This is a genomic window from Nocardia panacis (assembly GCF_003598715.1).
Taxonomy (GTDB): Bacteria; Actinomycetota; Actinomycetes; order Mycobacteriales; family Mycobacteriaceae; genus Nocardia; species Nocardia panacis.
In genome coordinates, this window is the sequence record NZ_QZFU01000014.1 from 1 (window position 1) to 23,222 (window position 23,222).

Below are 23,222 nucleotides of genomic sequence, written 5' to 3' on the forward strand. Positions count from 1 at the left end.
CCTCACCCTCATGAATCAGCCCCAGCAGGATGTGCTCGGTACCGATGTAATTGTGGTTGAGCATCCGGGCCTCTTCCTGGGCCAAGACAACGACACGCCTCGCGCGGTCGGTGAACCTCTCGAACATCGCTCCCTCACTCTCCTGCTCCGACATTCCGGCGGCCGACGCTTCGGTTCGACTGATGCGTCAGCCTGCCATGAAGCCCCGGGGGCTGCGGCCTCCGCCTCTACTCTAGTTGGCGGGGGTGCAGGCCGCCTCCAGTCCACCCTATTGGCGACCAGCGACGGCACGGTCATTCACTCATAACGTGAGCGTTGCGGGTTTCGTTTCCCGTTCGGTTTTGCCTTAAGCGAACAGGACCCGTCGGCCTCTTCTGCGGCCTGCCTAGCCGGTGAAGGGCGGGACGAATTCGCAGGGCACTTCCCGAGGATGGGCAGGGTCCAGGGCATTGAGCACGTAGGCGGCCGCGCGGGGACTGCCCGCTATGCCCGCGTGCTCGGAGTAGTCCAGCGGGCAACCGTCCTGAACGACGATGGCGGTGGCGTTGGGGGCGGGGACCAGGCCCGCGGTGTAGGGGACGACGCCCTCGTCGAGCGCGGTGGCGATATTCGTGTAGGTCACCGAGGGGTTGTATATCCCGTCGGCATTGAGCGCGGTCAGGAACTCCGAGTCCGGCGCCAACTGGGCGCAGGATCGGCACAGTCCGGTCGCGGCGTCGAAGACGGCTCCGACCCCGAGCGCCCGACTGAAGGCCGCGACGTTGCCAACGGCTTCGGTGCCCAACCAGGGTGGGGCGAGCGCGACCAGCCGGTTCACCTTGTCCGCGCCGCCGAGCCGCTTGATGTAGTAGTTGCCGACGATATTGCCCTGTGAGTGGCCGACCAGATCGACGCGGTCGGCGCCGGTGGCGGCGCGCACCCGGTCGACCAGGGCGGCCAGTTCGGCGCCGCTGTCCTCGATGGGCCGCATACCGCCGATCGCGGCGGCGGGCCACGGCAGGTCGAGGGCGCCGTAGGTGAAGGAGTAGACGCAGTAGCCCGCATTGGCCAGCAGCGGGACGTAGACGCCCCAGTTGGTCTGCGCGCCGCCGCCGGTGCCGTGCACGAGGACCACCGGGTCCGGGTGGTCCCGGTCTGGTCGGCAGGACCAGTCGTCGGCGCCGGGCAGCGCACCGCCGGGGTGCAGCAGTTCGGCGGGGACGCCCGCGAAGAAGTTGTAGTTCACCGCGTAGCGCTCGGCCCGCGCGTTCGCGGCCACCGCGACCCCGAGGGCGGTGAGCGCCGCGAGGATCAGCGCGGCATAGGGCATGCGTCGCATGGCACCTCCAAGAATTGGAACGCGTTCTAGAAAATTCGCCTCTTGGAAAGGTACGACGGCCGACCGACCGACCGGGCCGATTCGACACAACTTCGAGGCGAGGGCGCCCGAACGCCAACCGCCGCACCGCCTTCCCCGGCGGTGCGGCGGCAACGGGTCGCTACCGCTGCCAACCCGACTGCGGCACACCGTAATGCGGGCCTGCCTGCGGGAATCCCGACTGAACCACCGCGGCCCGGCCCGCGTGCTGCTCCGAACGCCCCTGCTGGATCCCACCGACGAACAACGCAGCGCCCAGCACGATGAAGGCCAGCGTGTGCAACACCGCGCGCACGAGATTCCAGCTCACCCAGGACGATTCGAAATCGGCGCGGACCTTGGCGAGATCGGCGATGGCGGCGGGATCGCCCGCGGCGGCCAACTGATCGTTCAGCGGAACATTCAGCCCGGAGGTCACCGCGAAGGCGATCACATTGAGCACCAGCGCGATTCCGATCAGCACCAGCGTCGTGCGCTGATCGCGCCCCAAATGCAGAGCCGCGGCCAGGGCGGTGAACCCGACCGTGCCGAGGAAGCCGAGCATGAACCAAGGGCTGATGATCACGACATTGATCTTCTGCATCACGTCGATCATGGCCCGATCATCGGTGCGCGCGAGCGCGGGCATCACCGAGGTGGCGTAGGCGTAGAAGACGCCCGCCGTCAGGCCGGAAGCCAGCGTGGCCAAGATGAGGGCGATCAAGCGGGTGGCGGACATCGCGGTACTCCTCGCGGATTTCGGTCGGAGCGCTGCTCGCTCCCTTTCGATATCCAGTGGACCGCACCGGACCCCCGCGCAACCATCGTCGAAACGCTCGGAAGGTTAAGCGATCGTCCATGCCCCTGTTCGGAACCTAGAGATCGCGGTCGGAGATGATGCCGCTCTGGATCGCCAGCCCCGCGAGCCGGACCCGCTTCTGATTCTGCGGCAGATCCTCCACCCCGAACTTGGCGAACAGCGCCCGCAGATGGGTCTTGATGGCGTCCACGCTGAGGAACAGTTCATCGGCGATCTGCTGATTGGAGGCGGGTGAGGCGAAGCCCGCGCCGTGTTTGTACGGGCGGCACAGCGCGATCAACACCGCCCGCTGGGTCTCGGTCAACTGCCGCGGGGTCGGAAGGGATCCGGAGGAAACCCTGGTGATGTCGTCCACGACACCGCCGTAGTCGAGGAAATGCACCAGCGAGGTACCGACCCGGATGCTATCGCCCGCCACCAACCGCCGCCGCCCGGCGATCCGCTCGCCATTGACGAAGGTGCCATTCCTGGACAGGCCGTCATCGACGATGGTCCAGTGCGCGCCCAGATATTCCAGCGCGGCATGCAACCGGGACACCTCGGCATCCCATGGCAGCGCCAGATCCGCCTGCGGTGAGCGGCCGATGGTGATCCGCTGCCGATCCGGCTCGAGGGCGAACTCCCGCTGGCGACCCGCGTCATCGATGAATCGCAAGAGTGATCCGACGAATCCCGTCACCGCGCAGGTACCCACCTTTCCGGGAAACCGCACCTTCGCGGTGCGCCTGCGTATCCATGGTGCCGCTTCGGACAACCGCGAGCAAGATCGAGCGGGCGACGCCGCGAGCGCCGCAGCGGAGCGAACCCGCGAATCGGGTGTCCGAATACCGCCATATCGAACTTCTATCAAAACAACACCGCCGCCCGAGCGTCGCACGAAAAGCCCGAGCAGCGGTGCGAAAAAAGAAACTATCCCTTGGCGGCCTTGTTGTAGGCATCGGTGATGTCGGCGGAGATACGCCCCCGCGCGGACACCTTGTGCCCATTCCGACGAGCCCACTCGCGAATTGCCGCACTTTGTTCCCGATCGATCGAGACCCGGCTCTTCGGGGCAGCCGTTCCGGCCGCCGCCTTCACCCGACGCCGTCCGCTTACCCGGCGTGCACTACCGACCCACTGCTCGAGTCCGTCGCGCAGCTTCGTCGCATTCGCTGTCGACAGATCGATCTCGTACGAAACACCGTCGATCGCAAACTCAATGGTCTCGTCCGCGATGGACTCACCATCGACATCATCGATCAGGCTAACGGTGACCTTCTTTGCCATGAGATGAACGTCCTCTCGAAATCGTGCGACCCGCATACTAGGCCGATTACCCGAGGCAAGAATACCTCTAATTTCAAAATTTCCAAGATGGGATCACCGGTCTGTAATCCGACCTCAACGAGTGACCGGACGCACAATTGGGAAGAGTATCGTTTCCCGGATTCCCAATCCCGTCAACGCCATCAACAACCGATCGATTCCCATACCGGTACCGGTAGTCGGCGGCATACCGTGCTCCATCGCGGCGAGGAAGTCCTCGTCCAGTCGCATGGCCTCGTCATCGCCCGCCGCGGCCAACCGCGCCTGATCCAGGAATCGTTCACGTTGGATCACCGGATCGACCAACTCGGAATAGCCGGTGGCCAACTCGAAACCCCGAACATACAGATCCCACTTCTCGGTGACACCCGACTTGCTGCGATGCTGACGCGTCAGCGGCGAGGTCTCCACCGGGAAGTCGCGCACGAAAGTCGGCGCGTACAGCTTGTCACCGTACTGGTGCTCCCACAGTTCCTCGACGAGTTTGCCGTGGCCATAGCCCTTATCGTCGGGAATTTCCAGGCCCACCCGATCGGCGAGCACCCGCAATTCCGCGACCGAAGTTTCCGGAGTGACCGCCACACCGAGCGCGTCCGACAGCGACGGGTACATCTCCACGGTGGCCCACTCGCCGCGCAGATCATATTCCGTCCCGTCGGCCAGCGTCACCACCTGTGTTCCCAGCGCCTCCTGCGCGACCTCCTGCACCAATTCCCTGGTCATCCGCGCCGAATCGTCATAGGTGCCGTACGCCTCATAGGTTTCCAGCATCGCGAACTCGGGGGAATGGGTGGAGTCGGCGCCTTCGTTGCGGAAGTTCCGATTGATCTCGAAGACCTTCTCCAAGCCACCGACCACACAGCGCTTGAGGAACAGTTCCGGCGCGATACGCAGGAACAACTCCATATCCAGGGCATTGGAATGGGTGACGAAAGGACGCGCCGCCGCGCCGCCGTGCAGCGTCTGCAGCATGGGCGTCTCCACCTCGAGGAAACCGCGGCGCTCCAGCGCGTTGCGCAGCGCCCGCACCACAGCCACCCTGGTGCGCGCCATCTCCCGCGCCTCGGGTCGCACGATCAGATCGACATAGCGCTGCCGGACCCGCGACTCCTCGCCCATCTCCTTGTGCGCAACGGGCAATGGACGCAACGACTTCGCCGACATCGACCAGGAATCGGCCATGACGCTGAGCTCACCGGTGCGCGAGGAGATGACCTCGCCGTGCACGTAGACGAAATCGCCCAGGTCCACATCGGCCTTCCAGGCCGCCAGCGCCTCGGCGCCGACACCATTGAGACTGATCATCGCCTGGAGTTTGGTGCCGTCGCCCTCCTGGAGGGTGGCGAAACACAGCTTGCCGGTATTGCGGACGAATATGACGCGGCCCGCCACACCGACCTGTACGCCCGTCTGAGTATCGGGTGCCAGATCCGGATAGGCGGCGCGAATTTCGGCCAGGGTATGGGTGCGCGGCACCACCACCGGGTAGGCGTCGCGGCCCTCGGCGAGCAGCCGCTCGCGCTTGTCCCGGCGAATCCGCATCTGCTCCGGAAGATCGGCATCGGCCGCGGACCGGGATTGCGCTCCGGCCGCGCCTGCCGCGCCACCGGAAGAGGGGTTGTTCGCACTCACATCGAACAACCCTAGCGTGCACCGGAAATGGATTTGCGGGCCGCCCGGACTATACGGCCCAGTAACAAATCGGTATCGGTTTCCACACCGATTCACCAGCGGCGCGAAGCCGCGCGGAAACCGCGCGGCAATCCAACGGGACTGCGCGCCTTCATACTTCGGTATAGGGCGTCTTCATACTTCGGTATGGAAGGATTACACCGCCGCGAGCGACGCCGCCTCCCGCGCGAAGTGCGCCGCCGAGGTGCCGATACTCAGCAGTCCGGCCGCGCGCAGCGCGTGGAATCCGCCGACCAGATCGGTGGCCCGCCGCAATCCGAGCTGTTGCAGCGCGTACGCGGCCAGACTGGAGGTATAGCCCTCCGAGCACACCACGATCCATTCCACCTCGTGATCCACCGCCAGCGCCAAGCGCGCCGAACTCGTCGGATCGAGTCGCCATTCCAGGACATTCCGCTCGATCACCAGCGCACCGGGCAATGCGCCCTCGCGCACCCGCTGCGCCTGCGGTCGGATGTCGACCAGAATCGCGCCCCGCGCGATGGCCTGCGGAATTTCGAAGGCATAGACGCGGCGCAGCGCGGCCCGTGCCTGTTCGAGCATCTGATCGATGGTCAGCCGGGTCATCACATATCGCCTTCGGGCTGGTCGGTGAGAACGGTTCTGGTGCGTCGCAGGGTGCCGTGTCCGGTGACCTCGTAATAGGACATGGCGGTGAGCGGCGGCGAATAGGCATGCACGCTCAGGGTCGGATCGAGCGGGCCGGTCGCAATTCCGGTGTGGTCCACCGATTCCGCCGCCGCGCGCACGACATCGTGCACCCAGCCCATCGGAAATGACGCCTGATCACCCGCGCTCAGCGTCCGCCCGCGCAATTCGGCACCGTTCCAACGGAATTCGGTCAACGCGCCACTGAGTACGGTCAGTGCGCCCAGCGAGCCCGCGTGATCGTGCAATTCGGTGTGCTTGCCGGGTGTCCAGCTGATCAGCCAGACATCGACCTCGTCATCGGCGACGAGCCGGGCGGCCCATCGCTCGACGCTGGGCCAGACCCCACCCGGCGGCAATAGGTGGTCATAGCGCCCGGCCAGCACATCCTCGGCGCCCTCGTCGGTCAATCGGAGCAGGTCGGGGGGCCGCAGCCGGGTTGGCAGCGCGGTCGCCACGGCTCGATCGAGCGGCGGGGTCGCCGAATAATCGGTGCGCGCGGATTCGCGGGCAATAAGAGTGTCGTGGGAAATTACCGAGGAACGCATCGGCGATGCTCCAGGAGTTGTGTCAGCGGTCGAGGGGAATGCTCAGCCTCGAACTGTCGAGGCAATCAGCCCCGACAACACTCCTGGGTGCGCATAGCGAAATACACGTCGGCGAGTGTAGCAGTGGACGCGGGATGGGCGACAGTCGACACAGGCGCCTAGCCGGTCTTGCGGCGTTGATTTCGCTCGTAGACCAAGCGCAGGCCGGTCAGTGTGAGATGCGGCTCATAATGTTCGATGGTCTCCGACTCCGGCACGATCAGCGGCGCCGTGACCCCGGTGGCCACCACCGCCACATTGTCGGCGGCGAAGGCGGCGAATTCGTCGCGAATCCGATCGATCAGCCCGTCGACCATGCCCGCGAAACCGAAGACCGCACCGGACTGCATGCACTCCATGCTGTTCTTGCCCAGCACCGAACGCGGCCGGACCAGCTCCGCGCGGCGCAGTGCGCTGCGCGCCACCAGTGCCTCGCAAGAGATTTCGACGCCGGGCGCGATCACCCCGCCCAGGAACTCGCCCTTGGCCGACACCAGATCCACACAGATGGCGGTACCGAAGTCCACCACGATCGCCGGAGCCTCGTAGCGTTGGAAAGCCGCCAGGCAGTTGACGATTCGATCCGCGCCGACCTCCTTGGGATTGTCGACCAGCAGCGGGATCCCGGTGCGCACACCGGGTTCGACCAGCACATGCGGGACATGCCCCCAGTAGCGGGCCAGCATCTCGCGCAGTTCGCGCAGCACCGGCGGCACGGTGGACAGCGCCGAGACGCCGATCACCTCGTCGAGATGTTCGCCGATCAGGCCGCGCACCTGCATGGCGAACTCATCGGCCGTCAGCAGCGGATTGGCATGAATCCGCCAGTGCCGCACCAGTTTCGCGTGCGCGCCGCTACCGGAGACCAGGCCGAGCTCGATACCGGTATTGCGAACGTCGATTGTCAGCAGCATGGCGCGCCTCAGCCGTTGGTCAGCGAACGGGGCGAGGTCAGGCCCGAACCGGCCGGGGCGTGCGCCGGATCGGATCCGAGCTCGATCGGGCGATTGCGGTCGTCGACGAAGACGACCCTCGGGTCGTAGGCGCGCACCTCGGCCTCGTCCATCATGCCGTAGGCGATGAGGATGACAAGATCACCCGGATGCACCAGATGGGCTGCGGCACCATTGATTCCGATCACGCCCGAGCCGCGCTCGCCCGCGATCACATACGTCTCGAGGCGCGCGCCGTTGTCGATGTCCACAATGCAGACCTGTTCGCCCTCCAGCAGGTCCGCGGCGTCGAGCAGGTCCTGGTCGATCGTCACCGAACCGACGTAGTGCAGATCCGCGTGGGTCACCGTGGCACGGTGGATCTTCGACTTCATCATGGTGCGCAACATGGTTCGTTGCCTTTCCTATGCGGGGACGTCGGCGCGCTCGCCGCCCGTGGCGTTCGGGTGGCCATCGAGCGCGACGCCCAGAGTTAGGGCGGTGTTGTCGATCAGGCGGGTGGCGCCGACCCGCGCCGCGACCAGCAGGCGCGCGTTCCCGCTCGCCGGAGCCGGGCCGAGGGTGGCGGAGCGCAGTTCCAGATATTCGACGGCGACGCCGGCCGCGCCGTCGAGCACCGAGCGGGCCGCGTCGAGCGCGGCTGCCGCACCCGCGCCCGCCGCGTGTCGACCCGCCGCCAGCGCGGCCGACAGGGCCAGCGCCGATTCCCGTTGCGCCGCATCGAGATAGCGATTGCGCGAGGACATGGCCAGGCCGTCGGATTCGCGCACCGTGGCCACCGGCACGATCTTGACGTCGAGATTCAGATCGCGCACCATCTCGCGGATCAGGGCGAGCTGCTGGTAGTCCTTCTCGCCGAAGAACGCCTCGGTGGGCCGCGCGATCAGCAGCAATTTGGCCACCACCGTCAGCATGCCCGCGAAATGCGTTGGGCGGCTTGCGCCTTCGAGTTCGGCGCCGAGCGGCCCCGGATGCACCGTGGTGCGCGGACCGTCCGGGTACATATCGTGGGCACTCGGGGCGAAGACCACTTCCACACCCTCGGCGCGCAGCAGTTCCACATCGGCGTCCAAGGTGCGCGGGTACTTGTCGAGATCCTCGCCCGCGGCGAATTGCAGCGGGTTGACGAAGATCGAGACGATGACCGTTTGATTCGTGCGCTTGGCGCGCCGCACGATCTCGAGATGCCCCTCGTGCAGGGCGCCCATCGTCGGCACCAGCGCCACCGTCCGACCCACCGCGCGCAGCGACTTCGCCACGGCGGCAACCACTTCGGGATCGTGGTGCACGGTGAGCTCACCGGACCGGAAGGCGCCGCGCAGTTTCGGATCCATTATCGACGTTCCTCCAGAAGCTCGATCAGGGCCGGATTGGTCGCGGCGCGCTCGGCCGAACGCAGCGACAGCGCGCGATAGCCCGCCGCCAACCGCGGGTCGACGGCGGTGAGCGCGTCCAGGTGCGCGGCGACGGCCGCCACGTCACCGCGCGCCACCGGACCGGTGAGCGCGGCGGGGCCGCGGCGCAGCGCATTGTCCAGCGCCGCCGAGGCCAGCGGCGCGAGCAGCCGCTCGGCCAGGCCATTGGGTTGTTCGTCGACGGTCTGCTGACCGAGCAGACCCGGACCCGACAGCGCCTCCCGCAGCGCCGCCACGGCGTCGACTATGAGCGTCACCAGATGGTTGCTGCCGTGGGCCAGCGCCGCGTGATACAGCGTGCGATGCTCCTCGGACACCCGCACCGGCTCCCCGCCCATCTCGATCACCAGGGACTGCGCGATGGCGTAGCCGATCTCGTCGGCGGCGGTGATCCCGAAGCAGGCATTGCCCAACCGGCTCAGGTCCTCGTCGTGGCCGGTGAAGGTCATGGCCGGATGGATGGCCAGCGGCAGTGCGCCGAGTTCGGCCAGCGGGGCCAGCACGCCGACGCCATTCGCGCCCGAGGTGTGCGCGACGATGGTGCCCGACCGCACCACACCCGCTCCCGCCAAACCCCGCACCAGACCGGGCAATTCGGCATCCGGCACCGCGAGGATCAGCAGTTCGCCGCGCGCGGCCACCTCCTCGATCGGCAAGATCTCCGAATCGGGCAGGCGCATCCTGGCGCGACGCACCGAGGCATCGGAGATGGCGCAGACGCCGAAGACGATATGACCGACGCGCTCCAGGGCCGCGCCGAGCGCCGACCCGACGCGTCCCGCCGAGACGATGCCCACCGTCAGCCGCGCGGGCGCCGGATCGTGATTCGCGCCATCGGAGGAAGTCATACCTGTCGAGGTCACCATTGTCCTCTCGAATTCGTTCCAGTCCCGCCGCGCGGGTACCGGACGTACGCCATCGACCATAACGGCAGCGACGCGCCCTCGGCCATCGGCTACCGGGTGATTTACAGCGCATGCTCGCCGGCGGAATACCGGCCTACGAACGACCGCGCTGCTCGCTCTGGAGATTCGCCATGATCTCGGCGACCGAGAGTCGGGTGGAGGTATCGCCCGAATCCAGGTCCCGTCGGCGCCGCCGCGATCCGGCGGTGCCCATGGTCGGCGTGGGCTTCGGGGGTTCGGGCTCCGGCCCGACCTCAGTGAACGCGTCCGGCCATCCCGCCGGATCCGACGCACCGATGGTCGGCGCGACACCCGCGGGTTCCAGCGTCACCGCCGCGGTCTCGGCCGTGATCGGCTCGTCGAACGGGCTGGCGAAGGCGGGGCGCGCGGCATCGTCGCCCTCGAACACCGGCACCGCGCTGCCAGGCATTTGCTGCAACCCCGAATCCGGCCGACTACCGGCATCCGCGGAGCTATTGTCACGACCCTGCGGCAACTGGTGAATTCGCGTCGAATCCGCCCGCAGCGCGGGCCGATCGACCGGCATTTCCCCGTCGAAGAGCCGCTGCAGACTGGTGCGCAACACCGTCAACTCCGCCCGCAGCGCCGCGATCTCCGCGGCGTCCGCGCCGACCTGTTGACGCACCCGCGATTCGACCCCGAGTTCGTACTCCCGGCGCGCGGTCACCTCGCGCTCGAGTTGGAGTTCGTAGACAGTGCGCAGATCGGCCGCCTTGGCCTTGTCAGCAGAGGCTTCCTTGCGGTACTTCGTCGCGATCAGCCCCCCGATGGCGGCGGCCCACAGCGCCACGACCAATCCGATCCGCACGAACTGCAGACTATTGCTGAAGACCAGGAAAACGCTGGCAACCAGACCGAGCAGAACCAACACGCCGATGACGAATTTTCCCGCTGATTCCCGTCGCCGAGGGGAAGTGCTGCTCCGGGAGGGTGAAACCATGGCAGCCAGGGTAGCTCGGATGTCCGGCCGCGCCCAGATCAACCGGGAGTGATCCGGACAGCACAATTAACTAAGTGGTAGCCGCATTATCGGTCGGATCCTCTGGCGCGCGACAGCAGTACTCCAACCAGAGGGCGGCAGCAACCAGTACGAAACCGGCCGCCATCCCCACGATCGCGCCCGGCGCGTCGGCGCTCGCCGCGCGCAGCGTGTCGCGCTGCGGGAACACCCAGCACAGGAAGCCGAGCCACACCCCGGCCGCGAGCGAACCCACCTGCGCCGACGCCTTGGCCAACGCCACCGCGCGGGCCGCCGTGATGGGGTGCAGTTGATGCGGTCCGTCACCGATGCGGTGATCGTTGACCCTGGCGCGAATCATGAATCCGAGCACCGCCTCGATCGCCGCCACCGGATACAGCGAGGCCCCCGCGTAGATCGAGATCGGCGGGAACGACGAATAGGCGAGCCTGGTGCCGATCCACGCGACCACCGCGGCGAGCAGCACATTCGCCACGAGATCGAGGACGCGCGTCGGCCTGAGTTTCACGACGCCGGATCCGACCCGAATTCGGGAGCCACGCCGAGCGCGGACTCGGTGCGCCGCACACCGGCTCGTTCGGCGGGATCCAGCGCCGCCAGCCAATCGCTGATCGGGCGCGACATCGCATCGACAGTAAGCACCGCGTCGGGTGCCACCTCGAGCCATGGCAGCAGCACGAAGGCCCGCTCGTGCGCGTGCGGATGCGGCAGGATCAACTCCGGATCGGCGCTGCGCACCACGCGATCGCCGTCCGCGCACCACACCACATCGATATCGAGGGTGCGCGCACCCCAGCGCACCTCACGCACCCTGTCGGCCGCCCGCTCCAACTCCTGGCCGCGCAGCAACCAATCCCGGCAGCTCACGGTCGGGTTGTCGACGATCGCGACGATATTCAGGAAATCGTCCTGATCGACCCCGCCCCACGGCGCGGTCGTGTACACCGACGACACCGCCACCACATCCGCACCGAATCCGGCGACCGCGTCCCGAAGTCTGGCCGATCGGTCGCCCATATTCGACCCGATCGAGAGCACGGCGCGGGTCATTCGGCATCCCCGCGCTGCCGGGTCGTCACCACGCGCACATCCGAGAAGGTGTGCGGAATGGGCGCGGACGGCTTATGCACCACCACCTCGGCGCGGCGAATCCGCGGATCGGTCATCACCTCGTCGGCGATCTCGCAGACCACCGTCTCGATGAGATCGCGCGGCGGCCCCTGGATGATCCGCACCGCCCGCTCGGCCAGCGCACCGTAGTCGACCGTGGCCGCCAGGTCGTCCGAGGCGGCGGCCGCCGTGAAATCCACCCAGATCGTCAGATCGACCAGGAATTCCTGACCGTCACGGCGCTCGTGCTCGAACACGCCGTGATGGCCGAAAGCGCGCAGACCGCGCAACTCGATCCGATCGAAACCGCGCCGAATCACCTGATCAGGCATACAGGTGGCCTCCCGAGAATCCGGCCGTAGACAGCGGACGTCGCGCCCGCTGCCACGCGTCCGCGACGGCGATGGCATCCAGCGAGGCGCGCACATCGTGGACGCGCACACCCCATGCGCCGTGTTCGGCGGCCAGCGCGGAGACGGTGGCGGTGGCGACCTCCCGCCCGTCGGGCGGGCGCGGACCTGCCTGATCGGCCAGCAGTGCCCCGAGGAAACGTTTGCGGGACGCGCCGATGAGAACCGGCAGCCCGTCGGCGACGAACCGCGGCAGCGCGGCCAGCAGCGCCCAGTTGTGCTCGGCGTTCTTGGCGAAGCCGAGTCCGGGATCGAGGATGAGCCGACCGGAATCGACACCGGCCGCGACGGCCTTGTCCACCTGGACGGCCAACTCGGCACGCACCTCGGCGACCACATCGTCGTAGTGGTCGGCCGGACCGGTGTGCCGGTAGTCCGCGGTCGCCCGCCAGTGCATGAGAATCCACGGAATGCCCGCGGCCGCGACAACTTTCACCATATCGGCATCGGCACGGCCACCGGAGACGTCATTGACCACCCGCGCGCCGGCCTCGAGCGCGGCCTCGGCCACCTCGGCCCGCATGGTGTCGACGCTGGTCGGCACGCCCGCGGCCACCAGACCGCGAATGACGGGGACGACCCTGGCCGCCTCGGTCCGCGCGTCGACGCGGGCCGCACCGGGCCGGGTGGACTCTCCACCCACATCGATGATGTCGGCGCCCGCCGCGTACAGCGCGACGCCGTGTGCGACGGCCAGCGCGGGATCGAGGTAGCGGCCACCGTCGGAGAACGAATCGCTGGTGACGTTCACCACACCCATGACGACGCAGGAGCGGCCGTCGCGCGGTGCCAGGCTCCCCAATGCGGACACCGACTCACCTCCGCAGGATCAGGTCGAGGGCCTCGGAACGGGAGACGGCGCTGGACTGCAACAGTCCGCGCACCGCCGAGGTGGTGGTGCTCGCGCCCGGTTTGCGAATGCCGCGCATGGCCATGCACAGATGCTCGGCCTCGATGACCACGATCGCGCCGCGCGGTTCCAGCTTGCGCATGACGGCGTCGGCGATCTGGCTGGTCAGCCGCTCCTGCACCTGCGGGCGCTTGGCGTACAGGTCGACCAGTCGGGCCAGTTTGGACAGGCCCGTCACCCGGCCGTGCGGGCCGGGGATATAGCCGACGTGGGCCACACCGTGGAAGGACACCAGGTGGTGCTCGCAGGTGGAGTACATCGGGATATCGCGCACGAGCACCAATTCCTGGTGCCCCTCGTCGAAGGTGGTGTCCAGCACCGAATCCGGTTCGACGTAGAGGCCGGCGAACATCTCCCGGTAGGCGCGGGCCACTCTGGCCGGCGTCTCGAGCAGGCCGGGCCGATCCGGATCCTCGCCGACGGCGAGCAGCAACTCCCGGATGGCGGATTCGGCGCGTGCCTGATCGAAGGGAGCTGCGGTGTGCAGCGCGACGAGTGCCTCCTGTGCGGCACCGTCCGACCCGTTCAACGCGGGATCGCCGACGTGTTTACTGGCCGACACTCGAGGACACCTCCAAAATCACAGGTGCCGGGCAACGCCCCGGCACCTCGACTATCGAGCGTAATCGGCGCGGACCGGATCCGGCCCGGCGGCTCCGGTGACCGCGCTGCGCCGCCGATTCGCCTGGACTAGCGACGACCGTTCTGGCCATCCCACTCGCGGTTCTCACCGTCGACCGGCCCGGACTGGGTGCCATTCTCCGCACCCGGCTGCTGACCCCAAGGCTGCTGTTGCTGCGGTTGGGGCTGGGGCTGGGGTTGCCCCCAGCCTGCGGACTGGTCCGGCTGCTGCTGATCCCATCCGTGCGGCTGCGGCTGCGGCTGCGGCTGTTGCTGCGGCTGATCCTCGCGCGGCGGCCAGCCCGGCGCGGACCAACCGGCCGGGGCGCCGTAATCCGGCCGGGTGCCTTGCGTACCTGGCTGCCGGGGATAGGCCTGGGTGGGTGCTTGCGGCAGCGGATATCCGGTGGGCGGCGGGGCCTGGTAGCCGTAATGCTGCTCCGGGTAGCCGTACTGCGGCTGCTGATAGCCCTGATTGGGCGGCGGGAACCCGTTGTTGGGCACGTTCGTCGCCGCGGTGGCGGCGAGTTGCTTGCCCGGCGGCTCCCAGGTCTCGCCGCGCTCGGCGGCCAACTCGCGCGGCGTCTTCACCGGCGGCTTGTCCGAAGGCTGCCGATCACCGAAATCGTTGAACATGGTGATGGGCGGCCGCTTCTGCACCGAGGCCAGGATCACCTCGAGATCCTTGCGGTGCAGCGTCTCGCGCTCGAGCAGTGCGGTGGCCAGACTGTCGAGGACATCGCGGTACTCGTTGAGAATGGCCCATGCCTCGGTGTGCGCGGCCTCGATGAGATTGCGCACCTCCTCATCGATTTCGCGGGCCACCTCGTGCGAATAGTCCGAACCGCGGCCCATGGACCGGCCCAGGAACGGGTCGCCCTGCTCCTGGCCGTAGCGGACCGCGCCGAGGCGCGCGCTCATGCCGTAGTCGGTGACCATGGCGCGGGCGACCTTGGTGGCGTGGTCGATATCGGAGGACGCGCCCGTCGTCGGTTCGTGGAACACCAGTTCCTCGGCGGCGCGACCGCCCATGGCCATGACCAGGCGGGCGATCATCTCGGCCCTGGTCATCAGGTCCTTGTCCTCCTCGGGGACGGTGACGGCGTGACCGCCGGTCCGGCCGCGAGCCAGGATGGTGACCTTGTAGATCGGATCGATATTCGGCATGGCCCAGGCCGCGAGGGTATGCCCGCCCTCGTGGTAGGCGATGATCTTCTTCTCGGCCTCGCTGATGACCTTGTTCTGCCGCTTCGGACCGCCGATCACCCGGTCGACCGACTCCTCCAGCTCCGCGCTGGTGATGACCGAACCTTTTTGCCTGGCGGTGAGCAGCGCGGCCTCATTGATGACATTGGCCAGATCCGCGCCGGACATGCCGACGGTGCGCTTGGCCAGACCGTCCAGGTCGGCATCGGGCGCGATGGGCTTGCCCTGCGCGTGCACCGCCAGAATGGCGCGGCGGCCTGCCAGATCAGGATTGCCGACCGGGATCTGACGGTCGAAACGGCCGGGACGCAGCAGCGCCGGGTCCAGGATGTCGGGCCGGTTGGTGGCCGCGATCAGGATGATGCCGTTGCGGTCGCCGAAACCGTCCATCTCGACGAGCAACTGGTTGAGCGTCTGCTCGCGCTCGTCGTGGCCGCCGCCGAGACCCGCGCCGCGCTGCCGACCGACCGCGTCGATCTCGTCGACGAAGATGATGCAGGGACTGCTCTGCTTGGCCTGTTCGAACAGGTCGCGCACGCGTGAGGCGCCGACGCCGACGAACATCTCCACGAAATCCGAACCGGAGATGGTGAAGAACGGCACACCGGCCTCACCGGCGACGGCGCGCGCGAGCAGCGTCTTGCCGGTTCCGGGCGGACCGTAGAGCAGCACACCCTTGGGGATCTTCGCGCCCAGGGACTGGTAGCGGACCGGGTTCTGCAGGAAGTCCTTGATCTCGGCGAGCTCCTCGACGGCCTCGTCCGCGCCCGCCACATCGTGGAAGGTGGTCTTGGGCATGTCCTTGGTCATGAGCTTGGCTTTGGACTTGCCGAAGCCCATCATGCCGCCGCGCCCGCCGCCCTGCATGCGTGCCATCAGGAAGACGAAAAGGCCGAGCAGCACCACCATCGGCAGCACGACCAGCAGCAGCTGGCTGAACCAGCTCTCCTGCTTGACCACGGTGTTGTAGGGCGCGCCCGAGTTGCGCACCGCGGTGAAGACATCGCCGCTCGCGGCGCTGCCGCCGGGGAATTTGGCCACGATCTTGGATTGACCGCCGGTGGCGTCGTTGCCGTTCTTCAGCTCGATGCGCAGTTGCTGTTCTTTGTCATCGATCTGGACGTTCTTGACGTTGGGCTTGTCGGTCAACTGGGCCAACGCCACCGAGGTGTCCACGTTCTTCCAGCCGCGCGTGTCATTGCTGAAGTAGCTGAACACGATGATCGCGAGCGCGATGCCCGCGACTACGGCCAGGGTCTGTAACACAGTCTTGCGGTTCATAGAGCGTCGGCCGTGCCGGCCAGTCCTTTCCGGTATTTCCGGTTCTTGCCTAGCGGTGCGTGTGGCGGGTCCGACAATTCCGAGCGAGGGGTTCGGATGCGGACAAGCCACGTTACCGCGTACGGTCTACCCGTTACATCGCGCAGTTCGGCTGCAGGTGCAGTTAAAGAGGTCAACGGCCGGCGAGCGCCGGTGGTTCCCGAGTGCCACGGTCGAGCTTGCGTCAAGTGGTCACAATCATGGCACGGTCGGCCTATCGTGAGCGACGACACAACGCCGGCGCGAACGCTGGGCCCGACGGCGGTAGCCTGCGCAACCCGCGCAGCGCCCGCGTACCCGCACCCGAACAGAGCGCAGGGGGTATGGACATAGTCGAGCTACGGACACCCACGGCGATAGTGCGGCATGGTCGCGGACGATTGATCGTGCTGCGTCCCGGCGGTGACGGCGAGCGCGTGCTCGACGTCCCGGTCTCGGATCTGCTCAAGGTCCGACTCAACCGCAGGGCCGACGACGCGGTTGTCATCGAGATCTATCTGCGCTATCCCACGCCGGTGCTCACCGGCGTGCCCGCCGACCGGACCCCGCTGCCGGTGCTCATCGCCGAACACGATGTGCCCGCCGCCACCGAGATCGTGGACCGGATCAACGACCAGATCCTGACCACCCAGCGCATCGATGTGGCCGCCCCCGATCTCAGCGCGCCCGCTCCGGTCTGGGGCAAGAGCGGTCCGACCAGAGCCGATGTCGAGCGCGCGGTCAGCAGGATGACCCCGAAGCGGGAGGCCAAATCGGCGATCTCGGCGCTGCACCGGTTCGTCACCCCGGACGAGTACGTCCTGGAGACGGCGGTCGCATTGGCCGTGCCGCCCGCAGGCAGCGGTCCCGGTCTGCTGGCCGCCACCACGGGGCGGTTGCTGTTCATCTCGCTCGGAAATGGCACACGCTACGCGCACGAGATGCCGATTCCCGCGATCATGTGGGCACGCAGCACCGAGGGCGGTGGCGCTGTCGGCGAGATCGGCACGGCCAATCAGCCCGGTATGGATGTGCACGACGGCAATATCACGCTGCGTTTCACCGGCACCGACCGAGCCGATACCGAGCGCGTGACCTGCGCGGTGAACTTCGCGGTGCGCCGCGATTGCGCCGACGGGGCCGCCGGACCGGCGGATCCCGGTGTGGCGCAACTGTATTCGGAGTGGGAACTGCTGGTCGAGCGGCATTCACTCGGTATGGTCGACGATGCCCAGTTCCAGCGCTACGGCCGCGGCATCCTGCGCTCCCTACCCGACGGCGGATAGCCCGGCGGACGATCCGCCGCCGGGCGTCCGGCTATTTCCTCAGATCAGGTTCAACGCGATGCGTCGCCACGGGCTCGTCGGTCGGGTCCACAGCCGCAGCAACTCCATTCTTCGGTCCACGCCGCCGCTCTTGAGTTCGGCCAGGTCCTCACAGGCCTGCCAGTAGGTCCAGCCGGCGAGGTAGGCATCGCCGAATTGTCGCCAGTTGCGGTATTTGCGCTGGGCCAGCGGCAGCGCGCGCATGAGGTAGTCCCAGGCCACCTCCGCCTCCAGATAGCCCGCGGTGAAGGCCATCCGGGCGACCGCGACGACGCGGGCGAGGTCCCAGGCGTGGATATCGCTGGGCAGCGGGCGCGACAGATGATCGGTGAAGCCGATCTTTATGGCCTGTGACCAGATGTCGTAGTCACGGACCAGCGCCTCCGGATTGTCCATGCCGCGGAACGAGCCGACCTGACGCAGGAACGCGCGGTGTCGGTCGGCCCGCTCGCCGAAGCGGTCCCGCTCGCTGGCGTTGATCGAGGCCATCACCAGCGGGTGCACCATCGCGTACAGCGGGGCGTGCATACCGTCGAGCAGTTGTTCCATCGAGGCCTGCGCCTCGGTGCCGTCGGTGATGCCCCAGGCACCGGTGAGGGTGTCGATGGCCAGTTCGCGGCGGTCGCCGAGCGGGTGGTCGCGCTCCGGGCCGAGCAGCAGCGCGTCGTGGAAGGCGTCCCAGCGGGTGGAGTAGAAGGCCCCGAGGGCCAGTGCGCGCAGTTCGTCATCGGAGACGGCGGCACCGGACCAGTGGTCCTCCTCGCGCTTGTCCAACTCCTCGTAGGGGAAGGTTGTCAACGTGGGCAAGCCGCGAGCAGACATGGTGGCGAGTGTAGTGGCGCGGGCGCGGGATTTTCACATACGACGATTCTTGTCCTGACGCGACCCCCACCCGAGAGCTAGTGTGCAGACATGTGTAGAAACATCACCGTCCTGCGCGGCCTGGAACCCGCCGCGACCGAACAGGAAATATATGCCGCCGCACAGCAGTACGTCCGCAAGGTCGGCGGGCTCTCCGGTCTGAGCACCACCACCAAATCCGCCGTGGACAAGGCGGTCGCCGCCATCGCCGCGGCCACCACCGAACTACTCGCCGATCTCCCGGCCCGTCGCGTCCCGCCCGCCACCGAGCCGCCGCTGCGCCGCATCGCCGCGCGCGAGGTCGCCACCGCCGACGACTGAGTCGCCGCCGCCGCACCGCCGCTCGCCCGTCGACGAATCCAGGGTGGGCACCTACACATTCGGCGTGCGCGCACCGCGCCCATAGCACATTTTTCTGCCGATTCTCCCAAAGGACAGGCCGCCCGATCGCGGCCATGATGGAAGGCGGTGAGCTGATTCATGGTTCGCCGCTGCAACACAACGTCCGTGGGAGACAGCCGTGACCGATATCCACTCCGCGCCGCAGCGCACCGACTCCGTGCTCGAGGGCACCGACTCCGTATTCGAGGTCCGCAATCCCGGCACCGGTGAAATCGTCGGCACCGTCGCGGAGCAGACCGCCGACGTCGTCGCCGCCGCCATCGCCGAATTGCGACTGCGCCAACCGGAATGGGAGGCCATCGGTCCGCGTGGTCGCCGGGATTGGCTGCTGAAATTCCAGGACTGGCTCATCGATCACACCGAGCACCTGACCGACGTGGTGCAGTCGGAGACCGGAAAACCTCGGGTGGACGCGATGATCGATCCCGCGTTCGCCACCGATCTGATCGGCTACTACGCCAGACGCGCCCCGAAATTCCTTGCCGAGGAACATCCTTCGCCGCACAGCCCGCTGGCCAGGGTCAAGCGGTTGACCACGGTGTATAGACCGTATCCGGTGGTCGGCGTGATCACTCCGTGGAATTTCCCGCTGGCCATGCCGATCCTGGATATCATTCCGGCGCTGGCCGCGGGCGCGGCGGTGGTGCTCAAACCCTCCGAGGTGACGCCGCTTTCGGCGCTCGAGTTGGCGCGGGGCTGGGCCGAGATCGGCGCGCCGCCGGTGTTCACGGTGGTCACAGGGCCGGGCGAGACGGGTGCCGCGGTGGTGGCCGAGGCCGACTTCATCCAGTTCACCGGTTCCACCGCGACGGGCCGCCGGATCGCGGTGACCTGCGCCGAGCGCATGATTCCTTACAGCCTGGAGTTGGGCGGCAAGGATCCGGCCATCGTGCTCGCCGACGCGGATCTGGATCGGGCCGCGCACGGTATCGCCTTCGGCGGCATGTTCAACTCGGGCCAGGTGTGCATCTCGGTCGAGCGGGTGTACGTCGAGGCCCCGGTGTACGACGAGTTCGTCGCGAAATTGACGAAGGCCGTGCGGGGATTGCGTCAGGGCCTCGACGGCCGCAAGGCGCGCTTCGATATCGGCGCGCTGGCCAATGAGAATCAGACGCGCATCGTGCAGCGGCATGTGGACGAGGCGGTGGCGGCGGGCGCGCGGGTGCTCACGGGCGGCAAGCGGGCCGGATTCGGCACCGCGTTCGAGCCGACGGTGCTCGTCGATGTGGATCACACCATGTCCTGTGTCAAGGAGGAGACCTTCGGTCCGACGCTGCCGGTGATCAAGGTGGCCGATGAGGCGGAAGCCGTTCGGCTGGCCAATGATTCGCCCTACGGGCTGTCCGCGTCGGTGTGGACCGGCAGCCGGGAGCGCGGCGAGCGGGTCGCGCGCAGGCTCGAGGCGGGCGCGGTCAATGTCAATGACGTCTTCGCGAATCTGTTCAATTACGCGCTGCCGATGGGCGGTTGGCGGCTGTCCGGTGTCGGCGCGCGCTGGGGTGGCGCGCAGGGGGTGCGCAAGTACTGCCGTCAGCAGGCGATCACCGCGCCCATGTTGCCGACGCAGCGCAAGGAGATGATCTGGTACCCGTACTCGGTGCCGAAGCTGACCATTGCGCTCGGCGCGATGCGGGCGGCGGGGGCGCGCGGGGTGCGTCGCTTCGATCTGCCGGGGCTGTGGCGGCTGCGGCGCGGGTAGTGGAAATCGGCCGCGAGCGCGGTTGCCGAAACAATTTGTGACGAAACTCACTTTTAGCTCAGGCAACGACCGGGTCTTTCATCCAGCAAGTTTTCAGCAGGCCACATGGGTGGAAGTCGGCCCGATTAAGCCTCGATGCGCGAAACCGTTTACGCTGGTCGCGCGTCCAGATACCTGGGCGCGCGGTGCGGTTGTGAGAGCTGCCGAATATTCGCCCGCCCGATGGTGCGCGGTGCCATAGAAGGCAATATGCTGTCTCTAACAAACCTACCGACTGTTTCGGCCGATTAATCCGGACTTTCCGGCCTGATAAGGGTGGAAATTCAGGACCGATTCTGATAGCAAGGGGCTATGGACCCGCATTTGCGCGACCTGCGTTATTTCGTCGCCGTCGCTGAGGAACTGCACTTCACCAACGCCGCCCAGCGGCTGCACATTGCTCAACCCACCCTGTCGCGTCAGATCCGTCAGCTGGAGCGCCAGCTCGACGTGGTCCTGTTCGACCGCAACCAGCGCAGCGTCGCGCTGACCGTCGCGGGTAAGGAATTGCTCGAGGGCGCACGCAAGATCCTGGAACTCTGGGAGGTCACCAACGTCTCGCTGCAGGAGGCGGGCGAGGTGCTGCGCGTCGGCATCCAATCCGCGCTCGGACGCGGACTGCTCAACGACCTGGAGAGCGCCAGCGGACACCGACTGGCCCTGCACGCCGCCTCCTGGACCGACCCGTCCAGCGGTCTGTCCGGTCGCCAAGCCGACCTGGCCCTGGTCTGGCTGCCGCTGCCGGATTCCAACCGCTACCGGTGGCAGGTGCTGCGCAGCGAACCGCGCTGGGTGCTCCTACCCGAATCGCATCCGCTGGCCGAACAGGACACCATCGAATTCGCCGACCTGATGGACGAACCGTTCATCGCCCTGCCCACCGAGGCGGGCGCGGTCCGGGAATTCTGGCTCGGCAACGACGCCCGCAACGGCCGCCAGGCCAAGATCGGCGCGGAAGCCGCCACCGCCGAGGACAAGCTGGAGGCCGTGAGCCTGGGCCTCGGCGTCTGCCTGCTGGCCGAGAACAATGTCCCGATGTACCGGTGGCCGGGTCTGACCGCCCGTCAGGTCACCGGACTGGCCCCGTGCGAACTCGCGGTCGCCTGGCGTTCGGACGACACCCGCCCCACCATCCTGGAATTCGCCGGACGCGCGGCGGCGGGTGGATTCTCGACCAGTCAGCCGGTGGCCGCCGCGGGCTGATCGACAGTGCGCCGCCACGGACGCAGCGATTCCAACTGCGCGGCCAACCGCAGCAGCGTGGTCTCGCTGCCGGGCGGCCCGGCCAACTGCGCCGCCACCGGCGTGAGCGCGCCGGGATGGGTGCCCATCGGGAGCACCGCCGCGGGCCAACCGACCAGGTTCCACAGCGGTGTGAACGGCGAGAACCGAACGCAGGCAAGGATATTGGTGAGCCAGCTCGCGGCGTGCCAGGCCCGTGCGCGCGGCGGCGGACCGGCCAGCGCCGGTGTGATCACCACGTCGTAGCGTTCGAAGAATTCCGAGAGGCGGGCCTCGACCAGATCGAGTTGGCCCGCACGCACCAGTCGAAGGCGCTGCACCAGGCGACCGAGGCCCAGGTGGGTTCGAGTGCGGCGTTGGAGACGTTCCGGATGCGGTAGCGCGGCGGCGTTCACGCCTGCGGCGAGCCAGCGCAGGAATACGGCGAGCAGAGCGTCGCTGTACGGGAGGGTTACCGGTTGAACCAGGTGCCCGGCGGCCGCGGCGGTGGCGGCGGCGGTATGGGCGGCTGCGGACCAATATCGATCGACGCGGAAAACTCTCGCGGGCGGGGTTAGCGCTAGGCCGATACGTAGTCGCTCTGGTGGATCGGTCTCGGCTAGATCCGGTCGAGCGGCCAAGACCGATAGGGCTAGCGCGGCGTCGCCGACCGTGGTGGCCAGGACGCCGTGTTCGGCTAGGCCCGACCAGGATTCGGCCGCGCCGGGCACGGTATGTCTGCCCGGTTTGATGCCGAATACCCCGCAGCAGGCGGCGGGGATGCGCAGCGCCCCGAAACCGTCGCCGCCGTGCGCGATCGGCACCAGTCCCGCGGCGACCGCAGCACCCGCGCCCCCCGCCGCGCCACCCGTGGTGCGGGCGGTGTTCCACGGGTTGCGGGTGATCCGGTCGGGGGCGTCGGTGGTGGGCCACAGGCCCAGTTCCGGCACCGCTGTCAACGCGACGATCACCGCGCCCGCTTCGCGCAGTCTGCGCACTACCGGATGGTCGGTGCAGGCCGCGGCGTCATCGGTGGCCGCGGAGCCCGCGAGCACCGTCTCCCCCGCCACCGCGACGGTGTGCTCGACCGCCACCGGCACTCCCGCCAGCGGGAGCACGTCCAGGTCGGCGCGCTGATTGAGCGCCTGCGCCTCGGCGAGTGCGCGCTCGACGCGAACGACGGTGCAGGCATTGACCTTCCAGTTCTCGGCGGCGATGGCGCGCAGGGCCGCCTCGACCGCTTCCGAGGTGGGGGCCGAACCCTCGCGCACGCGGGCCGCGATGGTCGCGGCGGGGCCGCGTGGCGATGCTCTGTCCGGTTCGGTGCGGTCGTCCGGGGCCGCGTTCGTCGCTTTGTCCCCGGTATTCGCCGTGCGCAGTCGCGCCGCAGTGTCGTACATGTGCTGATTCGCCCCCATCGCCTCGTCGTCGAATTCGGGAGATCCGCTGTTCGAGGCG

25 protein-coding genes are annotated in these 23,222 nt (G+C 67.7%); 4 read left to right on the top strand and 21 right to left on the bottom strand.

What is annotated here, in order from left to right; all coding sequences use genetic code 11:
• From D5S18_RS06135 to ftsH, 19 genes are all read right to left on the bottom strand, one after another.
• On the bottom strand, positions 1 to 127 hold a 127-nt coding region (locus D5S18_RS06135; RefSeq protein WP_146605600.1), incomplete at its 3' end, for a Clp protease N-terminal domain-containing protein.
• Positions 128 to 385: 258 nt separating this feature from the next.
• Positions 386 to 1,318 carry an esterase/lipase family protein gene (locus tag D5S18_RS06140; RefSeq protein ID WP_120038859.1) on the bottom strand — a complete coding sequence of 311 codons (933 nt, stop codon included), beginning with the start codon at positions 1,316 to 1,318 and terminating at the stop codon, positions 386 to 388.
• 160 nt (positions 1,319 to 1,478) lie between these two features.
• Positions 1,479 to 2,075 carry an anthrone oxygenase family protein gene (locus D5S18_RS06145; protein WP_120038860.1) on the bottom strand — a complete coding sequence of 199 codons (597 nt, stop codon included), beginning with the start codon at positions 2,073 to 2,075 and terminating at the stop codon, positions 1,479 to 1,481.
• 136 nt (positions 2,076 to 2,211) lie between these two features.
• Positions 2,212 to 2,811 (bottom strand): FHA domain-containing protein, encoded by a 600-nt coding sequence (locus D5S18_RS06150; RefSeq protein WP_239003574.1) that lies wholly within the window; start codon positions 2,809 to 2,811, stop codon positions 2,212 to 2,214.
• Between the two features lie 254 nt (positions 2,812 to 3,065).
• Entirely contained in the window at positions 3,066 to 3,422 is a 357-nt protein-coding gene (locus D5S18_RS06155; protein ID WP_120038861.1) for a histone-like nucleoid-structuring protein Lsr2, read from the bottom strand.
• A 114-nt stretch (positions 3,423 to 3,536) separates the two neighbouring features.
• Complete coding sequence (gene lysS, locus D5S18_RS06160; protein WP_120039017.1) at positions 3,537 to 5,003, bottom strand: lysine--tRNA ligase; 1,467 nt, start codon at positions 5,001 to 5,003, stop codon at positions 3,537 to 3,539.
• Positions 5,004 to 5,288: 285 nt separating this feature from the next.
• Positions 5,289 to 5,720, bottom strand: coding sequence for a rhodanese-like domain-containing protein (locus D5S18_RS06165; protein ID WP_203236630.1), 432 nt, complete (start codon positions 5,718 to 5,720; stop codon positions 5,289 to 5,291).
• Positions 5,720 to 6,349 carry a cysteine dioxygenase gene (locus tag D5S18_RS06170; protein WP_120038862.1) on the bottom strand — a complete coding sequence of 210 codons (630 nt, stop codon included), beginning with the start codon at positions 6,347 to 6,349 and terminating at the stop codon, positions 5,720 to 5,722. Before D5S18_RS06170 ends, D5S18_RS06165 begins: the two co-directional genes overlap by 1 nt.
• Positions 6,350 to 6,507: 158 nt before the next feature.
• Positions 6,508 to 7,302 (bottom strand): type III pantothenate kinase, encoded by a 795-nt coding sequence (locus tag D5S18_RS06175; RefSeq protein WP_120038863.1) that lies wholly within the window; start codon positions 7,300 to 7,302, stop codon positions 6,508 to 6,510.
• Positions 7,303 to 7,310: 8 nt separating this feature from the next.
• A complete protein-coding gene (panD, locus tag D5S18_RS06180) occupies positions 7,311 to 7,730 on the bottom strand; it encodes an aspartate 1-decarboxylase (RefSeq protein WP_120038864.1) in 420 nt (139 codons plus the stop codon).
• A 15-nt stretch (positions 7,731 to 7,745) separates the two neighbouring features.
• A complete protein-coding gene (gene panC / locus D5S18_RS06185) occupies positions 7,746 to 8,675 on the bottom strand; it encodes a pantoate--beta-alanine ligase (RefSeq protein WP_120038865.1) in 930 nt (309 codons plus the stop codon).
• Complete coding sequence (locus D5S18_RS06190) at positions 8,675 to 9,604, bottom strand: Rossmann-like and DUF2520 domain-containing protein (RefSeq protein ID WP_120038866.1); 930 nt, start codon at positions 9,602 to 9,604, stop codon at positions 8,675 to 8,677. Before D5S18_RS06190 ends, panC begins: the two co-directional genes overlap by 1 nt.
• A 151-nt stretch (positions 9,605 to 9,755) precedes the next feature.
• Positions 9,756 to 10,622 (bottom strand): DUF6779 domain-containing protein, encoded by an 867-nt coding sequence (locus D5S18_RS06195; protein ID WP_120038867.1) that lies wholly within the window; start codon positions 10,620 to 10,622, stop codon positions 9,756 to 9,758.
• A 70-nt stretch (positions 10,623 to 10,692) separates the two neighbouring features.
• The gene (locus D5S18_RS06200; RefSeq protein ID WP_120038868.1) at positions 10,693 to 11,169 is read right to left on the bottom strand and encodes a DUF3180 domain-containing protein; all 477 of its coding nucleotides are present in this window, start codon (positions 11,167 to 11,169) and stop codon (positions 10,693 to 10,695) included.
• Positions 11,166 to 11,711 carry a 2-amino-4-hydroxy-6-hydroxymethyldihydropteridine diphosphokinase gene (gene folK, locus D5S18_RS06205; protein WP_120038869.1) on the bottom strand — a complete coding sequence of 182 codons (546 nt, stop codon included), beginning with the start codon at positions 11,709 to 11,711 and terminating at the stop codon, positions 11,166 to 11,168. The genes D5S18_RS06200 and folK overlap by 4 nt, the downstream gene beginning before the upstream one ends.
• Positions 11,708 to 12,103, bottom strand: a complete 396-nt coding sequence (gene folB, locus D5S18_RS06210) for a dihydroneopterin aldolase (RefSeq protein WP_120038870.1) — start codon at positions 12,101 to 12,103, stop codon at positions 11,708 to 11,710. Before folB ends, folK begins: the two co-directional genes overlap by 4 nt.
• Positions 12,096 to 12,941: a dihydropteroate synthase gene (folP, locus tag D5S18_RS06215; RefSeq protein ID WP_120039019.1), complete on the bottom strand. Its 846-nt coding sequence runs from the start codon at positions 12,939 to 12,941 to the stop codon at positions 12,096 to 12,098. Before folP ends, folB begins: the two co-directional genes overlap by 8 nt.
• Positions 12,942 to 12,996: 55 nt before the next feature.
• Positions 12,997 to 13,620 (bottom strand): GTP cyclohydrolase I FolE, encoded by a 624-nt coding sequence (gene folE, locus D5S18_RS06220; protein WP_203236640.1) that lies wholly within the window; start codon positions 13,618 to 13,620, stop codon positions 12,997 to 12,999.
• A 161-nt stretch (positions 13,621 to 13,781) separates the two neighbouring features.
• Positions 13,782 to 16,199, bottom strand: coding sequence for an ATP-dependent zinc metalloprotease FtsH (ftsH, locus tag D5S18_RS06225; RefSeq protein WP_120038872.1), 2,418 nt, complete (start codon positions 16,197 to 16,199; stop codon positions 13,782 to 13,784).
• Positions 16,200 to 16,561: 362 nt separating this feature from the next.
• On the opposite strand from ftsH, the gene D5S18_RS06230 reads away from it, so the two are divergent.
• Positions 16,562 to 17,503 (top strand): hypothetical protein, encoded by a 942-nt coding sequence (locus D5S18_RS06230; protein WP_120038873.1) that lies wholly within the window; start codon positions 16,562 to 16,564, stop codon positions 17,501 to 17,503.
• A gap of 39 nt (positions 17,504 to 17,542) precedes the next feature.
• On the opposite strand, the gene D5S18_RS06235 is transcribed toward D5S18_RS06230, so the two are convergent.
• Positions 17,543 to 18,364 carry a DUF1266 domain-containing protein gene (locus D5S18_RS06235; protein WP_120038874.1) on the bottom strand — a complete coding sequence of 274 codons (822 nt, stop codon included), beginning with the start codon at positions 18,362 to 18,364 and terminating at the stop codon, positions 17,543 to 17,545.
• A 90-nt stretch (positions 18,365 to 18,454) separates the two neighbouring features.
• Here D5S18_RS06235 and D5S18_RS06240 point away from each other — a divergent pair, with 90 nt between their 5' ends.
• The 3 genes from D5S18_RS06240 to D5S18_RS06250 all read left to right on the top strand — a co-directional run bounded on the left by D5S18_RS06240 (position 18,455) and on the right by D5S18_RS06250 (position 21,746).
• On the top strand, positions 18,455 to 18,724 hold the full coding sequence (locus D5S18_RS06240; protein ID WP_120038875.1) for a DUF2277 domain-containing protein: 270 nt from the start codon (positions 18,455 to 18,457) through the stop codon (positions 18,722 to 18,724).
• Between the two features lie 199 nt (positions 18,725 to 18,923).
• Complete coding sequence (locus D5S18_RS06245) at positions 18,924 to 20,504, top strand: aldehyde dehydrogenase family protein (RefSeq protein WP_120038876.1); 1,581 nt, start codon at positions 18,924 to 18,926, stop codon at positions 20,502 to 20,504.
• Positions 20,505 to 20,855: 351 nt separating this feature from the next.
• Positions 20,856 to 21,746, top strand: coding sequence for a LysR family transcriptional regulator (locus tag D5S18_RS06250; protein ID WP_120038877.1), 891 nt, complete (start codon positions 20,856 to 20,858; stop codon positions 21,744 to 21,746).
• On the opposite strand, the gene D5S18_RS06255 is transcribed toward D5S18_RS06250, so the two are convergent.
• Positions 21,722 to 23,164: an amidase family protein gene (locus D5S18_RS06255; protein ID WP_120038878.1), complete on the bottom strand. Its 1,443-nt coding sequence runs from the start codon at positions 23,162 to 23,164 to the stop codon at positions 21,722 to 21,724. The genes D5S18_RS06250 and D5S18_RS06255 overlap by 25 nt on opposite strands.
• Between the last annotated feature and the right edge of the window lie 58 nt (positions 23,165 to 23,222).